Origin of the sequence: Magnetospirillum sp. UT-4 (genome assembly GCF_902729435.1) — a bacterium.
In the GTDB taxonomy this organism is placed as follows: domain Bacteria; phylum Pseudomonadota; class Alphaproteobacteria; order Rhodospirillales; family Magnetospirillaceae; genus Magnetospirillum.
On the sequence record NZ_CACVCG010000112.1, the window covers coordinates 141,085 to 149,290 of the forward strand.

Sequence of the window (8,206 nt, forward strand, 5' to 3'; positions counted from 1 at the left end):
CTCCGTGCGTCGGTGGGTGGACGCGCCGGCCTCGCCAGTGCGTCAGGATAAGGGGCTGTGGAACCGATGGGGGATCACAAGGCGAACTCCTGCGCTTGCCGTCGCAGAGACCAGCCGGCCGGATGGCGAAGGTCGATGCCGCGGAGGTCCGCCTCGGTTTCCATGTTGCTACGCCATTCCGACCAATTGGCGGCGAACCGGGCGGGCATGGCATCGTGGATCAGGGCGATGGCGCGCCGCCCATCCGGGCCGACCGGGGCGCCGTTCCGGAACCAGCGATACCCGGCGGATGGGTCCCGGCCCAGCGCCAGGGCAACCGCACGCAAGGTCACGTTGCCGCCCACCCGGCGCAGGCCGAGCAGGAAATCGCCGGCGGTCGGCGGATACAAAGTCGGGCTTTGCTCCGGATGCCGGCTCAGCCAGCGGACCAGGAGGGCGTGGCACGGCTCCGCCCACGACTCCGGCGCGAGCCGCGCCTGGAGAAACATCGCGCACCACTTGGCGGGGACGATCCCCAGCAGCCATGCCATGTCTGCGGCGGACAGTCCCAGCTGACTACGGAGAGCCTCGATGTCGCGGATGCGAACGGGCCGATGCAGGACAATCGTCATGAGCGCCTCCGTCAGGCCGCCAAGGTTGCGGCAGGGTGAGAATGCCCTTCGCTGCGGTCGCGGAGGTTCTGCCAGGCGATCTTGGCCTCCGCCACAGTGATGGCCGGCAGGGGTGGGTTCCCGGAACGGCGGAAGGTGTAGGCGCGAAGGAAGGGGACCCCAAGTCCGGCGAAGGGCAACACCGTGACCCAGCCCACCCCTTCCTCCAATTGAGCCAGGACGTGGCGGCCGTCGAGCACGCCGCATTCGAAGGCATGGCGGATTCCGTAGGGATTCCACGAAACCAGGTCCGCACGCAGCGACGGGCGGGCTCCGGTGATCAAGGATTCGGGCTCCAGCCGCGCCGTCGGGCAGGTGGCCAGCGCCAGGACCCTGGCGTGAACCTTGAGGTGGCGATGCTCCAGCGATTCGTACTGGCCCGGTTCATCGGCCAGGAGGATATCGAGAAGGGTCTCATCGAGAGCGGGACGCCATGCGACGGACACGTCATCGATCACGATGTCATCGGACTGGATGCGGTCGGCCAGCAGCTCGGCATCGCAGTACGCCCGCGGAGTGCCGCCGAGTTGCTGATGGAGGATGCGGGGAAGATGCCTGTGGGGCGCCCGCATCACGGTGGTGGCGGTGGGGAGGGTGTCTTGGAGTGGGTACATTGGGCGATCTCCGATAGCGTTGTGCTGGCCGACCACAATCGGCTAACATCAATATATTCTATCAGCTTCACCTCAACGTCAATAAAAAAGAATGAGGTTGTGCCAAATGCCTATAACACCGGCCCAGTCCCGCGCCGCTCGGGCGCTATTGGGTTTCTCTCAGCAAGAGTTGGCAGACCGCGCTAAGGTTGGGAAGCAGACCCTGGCCGATTTTGAGCGAGGTGCGAGGACCCCCTATCACCGAACTCTGCGTGATATCGAAGCGACCCTTGAAGATGCTGGCATAGAGTTCATCCCCGAGAACGGCGGCGGCGTCGGGGTCAGGTTCCGGGAGAGAAGGGTCGCCGATTGATCGACCTGGGTTCCGGAGGGCACCGGTTCCCCCCAGGTTCGACAACATGAATTCGGTCCCAATCCGCGCGCATATGACGCGTTTGGGTGTCGTATCGGAGCAAGACGACACCACATCGGCACAACATCGCCCCGTCTTTACCCCTGTACTCCCGTCCTCCAACTCTGACTGAGGACGCAGGCGTTCTGGAACGAGGCACGGTGGGGAGCCAATAACTTGGCGTGTCATAGAACGTTAGGCGGCTTTCACATGAAGCGGTCAAAAGGGCTTGTCCCTGCCACGCTCCCACGCCGGGTCCCGATCAGTGGCCAGGGCGTCGTCATTCAAGAAAACACCGCCAAAAAAATCGGGTCGTGCCGTCTTATGGTGACGATGATTACCGCGTATGATCGCGGTGGTTCTGGATCGGCGCCCCCAAGGGGAAGGCAGCATGGCATTTACCAGGCAAACGATCGGCCAGATGGCCTTGACGCTCCTGCTGGGAGCTGGCCTTCTCGCGCCCGCCCTGTCGGCGGCTCAAGATCCGAAACCTTCGATCGAGCTTGCCCGCGGACTGATCGACGCCGAACGGTTCGAGCAGGCGGTCGATGTCCTGAAGAGGCTGGACGGCTCCGTGCCGGAGGACCGGATCGCCCTGCTGATGGGCCGCATTTACCTGTCCCTAGGCAAGCCTGCCAAGGCTACTGAATTCTTCGAGCAGGTCTCTTTCGCCTCTCTGGACGATGGGGAGGCCCAGCTAGGGCTGGCCGAAGCGAACCTCGCCCTCGGCAAGCTGACCAAGGCCCGCTCCGAAGCGTCGATGGCCCTCAAGGCCGATCCCGACCTCGTGGCCGCCCACCTGGTGCTCGCCCGAGTGGACCAGCGACTGGGCAAGGCCGGCGAGGCCATGGCCCGTCTTCGTCGCCTGCAGCGGGACCGCCCCGATTCCGAGGATGTGGCGATCATCCTTGGCCGCTACGTCGCCCAGCAGGAAGGCCCGGCGGCTGCCGTAAGCGAGCTGGAGGGCTTCCTCGGTCGCTATCCGGCCTCCGCCATGGCCCACGACCATCTCGGCCAGTTCCTGTGGTCGGCCGGCAGGACGGCCGAGGCTGTCGAGGCGAGGACACTTGCTGCTCAACTCTATTCCGAACGCGGACAGACCGGGCGTGCCGATGCCATGGCCGCCTGGCTGAAGGCGGTCAATCCCGCCGGCAGACTCAAGGCCCAGCCCACCAAAGCACCCACGCCCGAGCTTGACGGAAGGGCGGAGCCCGACGCGCCCGCCCCCAAGCCGGATGCGGCCCCGAAGGCCAAGGAGCCGAAGCCCGAGCCTCCGCCGCCGCAGGCCCAGCCCCGTCCTCCCGTCGAGGCCGCCCCGCTTCCCCCACCGCCTGCCCGCAAGGTGGTGCAGGCCGCCGTCCTGCCCAGGCCGGAACCCCTGCCGTTTGAGCCAGGCACCCCGATCATGACCGGCAGCGGAATCGTGCTGGAGGGCGGGCGGCAGATCGTCACGAACCGGCACGTGATCGAGGGAACGCGGGAGATCGCCGTCCGCAACGGCACCGGGCACGTCCGCACTGCTCGGGTGGTCAAGGTCTCGCAGGAGGACGACCTCGCCCTGCTGGAGATGGACAGGCCGTTCCCGGACGGCGCCGCCCTGCCGCTGTCCGACATCGTGGAACCCGCCCCGGGGCGTGCGGCCATCGTCATGGGCTACCCGCTGATCGGCATCCTCGGCGACGAGCAGCCCGCCCTGACCGAAGGCATCGTCGCCAAGACGGCCGGCCTCGCCAACGACCCGACGATGTTCCAACTCACCGCAAAGCTGAACAAGGGCAACTCGGGCGGCCCCGTGTTCGACCGCCGCGGCCGCCTCATCGGCGTTGCCGTCGGCAAGATGGACACCGCCGAGATCATGAAGAAGTCCGGGACGCTCCCCGAGGACATGAACTTCGGCATCAAGGCAGGCCGGGTTGTCCGCTTCCTCGGCAAGCCGATTGCCTCCGAAAAGGCCGCCGCCCCCGAGATGAGCCTGGAGGACCTGTATCAGCAGATGCTTCCCCGTGCCGTCCTGATCGCGGCACGGAAGTGAGGAGTGCGATGAGGAAGGCCGCCGCCGCCCTGTGCCTGTTCCTGCTTCCCGCCACGGCCAATGCAGAGTGGGTGCGGGCCACCGGCACCTATCTGTTCCCGCCGATCATGCCCGAGGCGGAGGCTTGCCAGAACGCCGAGGAGCGGGCCCGTGCCGACGCCATCCGCCAGGTGACCGGCGAGACCTTCTCGGCGGAGGATACGCTCCGATGCACCGAGCAGGGGGACGTGGCCGAGTGCGCCCGCAACTCGGCCCTGTGGTCGACGGTGGACGGCTATATCAGGGACATCAGGGGACGGACGTCGCAGTCGGTGGCCAACGTCGCCGGCCACCGCGAATGCATCGTCTCCTTCGAGGCTGACGTCCAGGTGGCCAAAGGCCGCCCTGATCCCGGCTTCGACGTAGGTGTCGGCATCAACCAACCGGTCTTTCGCGACGGGGAGAAGCTGTCGGTCACGCTATCGCCTTCGCAGAAGATGGCGGTACAGGTCTTCCAGTGGCTGCCGTACCAGCGTGACGACGGCGGCGTCTCCCGCATCTTCCCCAACACCTTCGACCAGGTGAGCGTCATCGAGCGGACCGTCACCGTGCCGACCGAGGCCGGCTCCAAGCGGTACGACATGCAGGTGACTTTTCCCGATGGGATGCCGCCGGGCCGCAAGATGGTGGATGAATACCTCATCGTCATCGCCACCAAGAAGCCGATCCCGTTCCGCGACGCCTATTCGCTGGACGACTTCCGTCGCCTCCTCGCCGAGATCCCGCGCGACGAGAGCCGGATCGTCCGCAAGGCTTACAACATCGTTCGGGGCAACAGATGATTCTTTGGTCAAAAAATCGGGGCCTGCCGTCAAAAGGGGTAACCCGCCGCGGCGAATGAACGTCGCGGTGGGGATGCCAAGGGGGAACGGCGATGTCGGCAACGTGCAGGAAGATCGGAAGGTTGGCCCTGGCGGGCGTTCCCGCAGCCCTGCTTGCCGCCTGCGCCTCGCCGACCTTCGTCGACCGCGGGGCCGGGAAGGCAGAAAGGGCGTTGGACTTCAACGTGGTTTCCTTCGAGGTCAAGGACACGTATCGCTCATCGCCGCCTGACTGCATCGCGGTCCTGCCGCTGAAGGTCAGGACCCCCGCCGATCCGCAGGCCAAGCCCGAGGACGCCGCCAAGGTCCGGATGTCGCTCTACGCCCACCTGGCGACACAGTCGAAGCGGGGCATCCGTCCCGAACGGATCGACCGCGTCATGGCAGAGGTCGGCGCCGACCGCAAGGCCCTCGGCGAGCGCCTGAAGTGCTCTGCCGCCATCGAGGGCGAGGTCACCGAGTACGGCAACACCTTCCTCGGCATCTATTCGAGCGTGACCGTGGGTGCCGACCTGAAGCTGGTCCGCCTCGCCGATGGTGCCGTCCTCTGGGAAGGCCGCCATGTTGCCGCGAACAGGGACGGCAGCGTCCCCCTCGATCCTGTCGGCATCGCCATGGGCGTCTTCGGTGCCGTGGACAACATCCGCGACGAGCAGGTGCTAAGGGTCACCGACGATCTCGCCCGCCGGCTGGTTTCCACCATCCCCGACGACAAGGTGGCCGCCCTCGACGATCCCGCCGACGAACCGCCCGCCAAGGTCGCTGCGGCGAAGGGCGAGAGCCTGCCCGAAGGCGAGCGGCTTTTCCGCTCCGGCGACCATGCGGGAGCCTTGGCGGCAGCCGAGAAGGCTATTGCCGCCAATCCGGACGACCGTGACGCCTGGCTGCTCAAGGGCCTGGTGCTGATGCTGGACCGCGAGTACGAGAAGGCCGAACCGGCCATCCTGAAAGCTGCCGCCCTTGATCGCCGCGATGTTCGTTCCCTCAACGCCCTCGGTGTCCTCAACACCGAACGGGGCGCTCCCGACCGTGCCTTGGCGGCCTACCGGATGGCGATCGACGCGGACCGTGGCAATGGCTTCGCCTGGTACAACACCGCCGTTCTCCATTTCAACGCCGGGGAGCCGCAGGAGGCCGCCGACGCCTTCCACGGGGCGGCGCTGGCCTACCTGAAGGCCGGCGACTTCGCCAAGGTCGAGCGTGCCCTAGGCGATCTCCGCGAGCTTTCGGCCGCCGGCATCCCTGTCGGCCCCAAGGTCGAATCCATCCAGACAGCCCTTTCCGATCTCTCCAGGAGGAACCCATGATCCGCCAGATTCTCTTCGCCGCCCTCGGTGCGGTGGCCCTCGCGGCCTGTGCCTCGCCCGACCCGGGTTCCCCGGCTTGGACGGCCCAGCAGGCCGCCAAGAAGGAGGAGGCCCGTGCCGACGCCGTGAAGGCTTCGGTGTCGGAGATTCCGTCCTGGTACGCCGTGCCGCCTAACGACGAGTTCTCGATCTACGCCCCGGGCACCGCCACTTCGACCGATCTCCAGTTCGCCCTCGACAAGGCGGTCCTGGCGGCCAAGCGGTCGCTGGCCGACCGGGTGAACAGCAGGCTTTCCTCGAAGATGAAGGAGTTCATCTCGGAAAGCGGCGCCAGCGAGAATGCCCAGGTGCTGACCGAGAGCGAGCGGGTGACCAGCAACCTCATCACCGAGGTCAACCTCACCGGCTACGCGGTGACCGAACGGAAGATGATCCCGTCCGGCGGCCAGTATCGGGCCTATGTGCTGGTCCAGTATCCGCTGGGCAGCGCCAATCGACTGCTGGTAGAGCAGGTGAAGAAGAACGATCTGCTTCAGGGAAAGCTTCGCGCCTCCAAGGCGTTCCAGGAGCTGGAGAAGGACATTCGCGAGGCCCGCGGCGGCGGGAACTCGGCCAAGTCTGAAACGCCCAAGGCTGAATAAGTCGTAGCCAGAGAAGGTTATGCCATGCGGAAGCTCATGACCACAGGCTTGTTAGCCGCCGGTTTGCTGATCGGGCAGGTGTCTGCTTCGACCGCAGGCCCTTTCGAGGATGGGGTGCAGGCACACAACCGCGGTGACTTCGCTTTGGCATTAACCCTATTCCGCAGCGCCTCCGAAGTTGGACACGTCGATGCCCAGCTTTACCTCGCGGACATGTATGAATCGGGCCGGGGCGTCACGCAGGACTTCGCGGCGGCAATGCGTTGGTACCGCATCTCTGCCGACCAGGGAGATCACCGCGCACAACTAAACCTCGGGGTTATGTATGAGAGAGGCCGTGGCGTGCCCCAGGATTTAACGGAGGCCGTCCGATGGTACCGTAAGGCCGCTGCGGATAAAGGAGAGGTTGGCGCTGCCGCACAGAGCAACCTGGGAGACGTTTACGCGACGAAGCAGGATTGGCCAGAGGCTGCCAAATGGTACCGCATGGCGGCCGACCAGGGGCACGCCTGGGCACAGTTCAACCTTGGCCTCAGTTACCATAGAGGCCAGGGTGTCGCCCAAAATTATTCGGAGGCTGCCAAATGGTACCGCATGGCGGCCGACCAGGGGCACGCCAGGGCACAGTTCAACCTTGGCCTCAGTTACCACAGAGGCCAGGGTGTCGCTCAAAATTATTCGGAGGCGGTCAAATGGTGCCGCATGGCGGCCGACCAGGGGCACGCCACGGCCCAGTTCAACCTTGGCCTCAGTTACCATAGAGGCCAGGGTGTCGCCCAAAATTATTCGGAGGCGGCCAAATGGTACCGCATGGCGGCCGACCAGGGAGACGCCCACGCACAGTTCAATCTTGGTCTCATGTATTGGGAAGGCCTGGGTGTCCCGAAGGATTATGTTGCAGCATATAATTGGCTCATCCTCGCATCGACAGCGGAGAACGATGGTGCCGGAAAGCTCACGCAGGCACGCGACAAGCTTGCAAGTAAATTGTCCGGGGCCCAGATCGCTAGCGCACAGCAAATGGCACGCGAGTGGAGGCCAAAAGCAGAAGATTCTGGCATTACAGAGCCATCACAAGATAATGGGCACGCCGCTCCCGTCCCAGCCGAGCCGAGGGGCGGCCTGCTTGATGACATTCGCAATGCATACCCAGTCTACGGAGATCTTTCTGACAGCGAACTCGCAGAGGGCCTTTATCGAAGATTCTATGCGACGAAGATGTCGCGGGCTGACTTCGATAGAAAAGTCGGCCTTGCGCAGACGCGCGCCCCCGAGCCTTTTGTAACAAGAATACAAGTTCCCACCTCGCTCCGTACCGAAACCGCCTCCGTGGAAGTCACTGGCAAAGTGACACGGGGCGGACGCATTGTTTCGCTGACCGTCGACGGCAGTTCTGCGCCGTTCAAAGCAGATGGCAGGTTTTCCTTCAAGCGCGCCGTACCAATTGGCGAAACTGTTATCCGGCTCGTGGCGACCGATGAATGGGGTCAAACGGCCGCAGCCACCGTAACGGTCACCCGTACAACGCCCACGACGACCACAACATCGTTCGCGGCGCTCGACCCCGGGCGCGCCAAGGCCAAGCAGCGCGCCAATGCGGTCGCCCTGATCATCGGCGTCGACGGCTATCAAAGCATCCCCCGAGCCGAGTTCGCCGAAAACGATGCACGCCGCTTTTACGACTACGCCACCAACGCGCTAGCCCGTCCTA

8 protein-coding genes are annotated in these 8,206 nt (G+C 65.0%); 6 read left to right on the forward strand and 2 right to left on the reverse strand.

Features of this window, described 5'->3' with window-relative positions; translation table 11 throughout:
- Window positions 1-74: 74 nt before the first annotated feature.
- Together MTBUT4_RS15125 and MTBUT4_RS15130 are read right to left on the reverse strand one after the other, a co-directional pair.
- A complete protein-coding gene (locus MTBUT4_RS15125) occupies window positions 75-611 on the reverse strand; it encodes a hypothetical protein (protein WP_173980527.1) in 537 nt (178 codons plus the stop codon).
- 11 nt (window positions 612-622) lie between these two features.
- Window positions 623-1,264 (reverse strand): hypothetical protein, encoded by a 642-nt coding sequence (locus MTBUT4_RS15130; protein ID WP_173980528.1) that lies wholly within the window; start codon window positions 1,262-1,264, stop codon window positions 623-625.
- Between the two features lie 106 nt (window positions 1,265-1,370).
- Between MTBUT4_RS15130 and MTBUT4_RS15135 the strand changes: the two genes are divergently transcribed.
- The 6 genes from MTBUT4_RS15135 to MTBUT4_RS15160 all read left to right on the forward strand — a co-directional run.
- Complete coding sequence (locus MTBUT4_RS15135; RefSeq protein WP_173980529.1) at window positions 1,371-1,616, forward strand: helix-turn-helix transcriptional regulator; 246 nt, start codon at window positions 1,371-1,373, stop codon at window positions 1,614-1,616.
- A gap of 385 nt (window positions 1,617-2,001) precedes the next feature.
- Entirely contained in the window at window positions 2,002-3,687 is a 1,686-nt protein-coding gene (locus MTBUT4_RS15140; protein WP_254434878.1) for a serine protease, read from the forward strand.
- 8 nt (window positions 3,688-3,695) lie between these two features.
- Window positions 3,696-4,508 (forward strand): DUF4384 domain-containing protein, encoded by an 813-nt coding sequence (locus MTBUT4_RS15145; protein ID WP_173980530.1) that lies wholly within the window; start codon window positions 3,696-3,698, stop codon window positions 4,506-4,508.
- 122 nt (window positions 4,509-4,630) lie between these two features.
- The gene (locus MTBUT4_RS15150) at window positions 4,631-5,854 is read left to right on the forward strand and encodes a GNA1162 family protein (RefSeq protein ID WP_254434879.1); all 1,224 of its coding nucleotides are present in this window, start codon (window positions 4,631-4,633) and stop codon (window positions 5,852-5,854) included.
- Window positions 5,851-6,495, forward strand: a complete 645-nt coding sequence (locus MTBUT4_RS15155) for a hypothetical protein (RefSeq protein ID WP_173980532.1) — start codon at window positions 5,851-5,853, stop codon at window positions 6,493-6,495. The genes MTBUT4_RS15150 and MTBUT4_RS15155 overlap by 4 nt, the downstream gene beginning before the upstream one ends.
- Before the next feature lie 24 nt (window positions 6,496-6,519).
- The coding region (locus MTBUT4_RS15160) for a tetratricopeptide repeat protein (RefSeq protein WP_173980533.1) at window positions 6,520-8,206 on the forward strand (1,687 nt) is incomplete at its 3' end.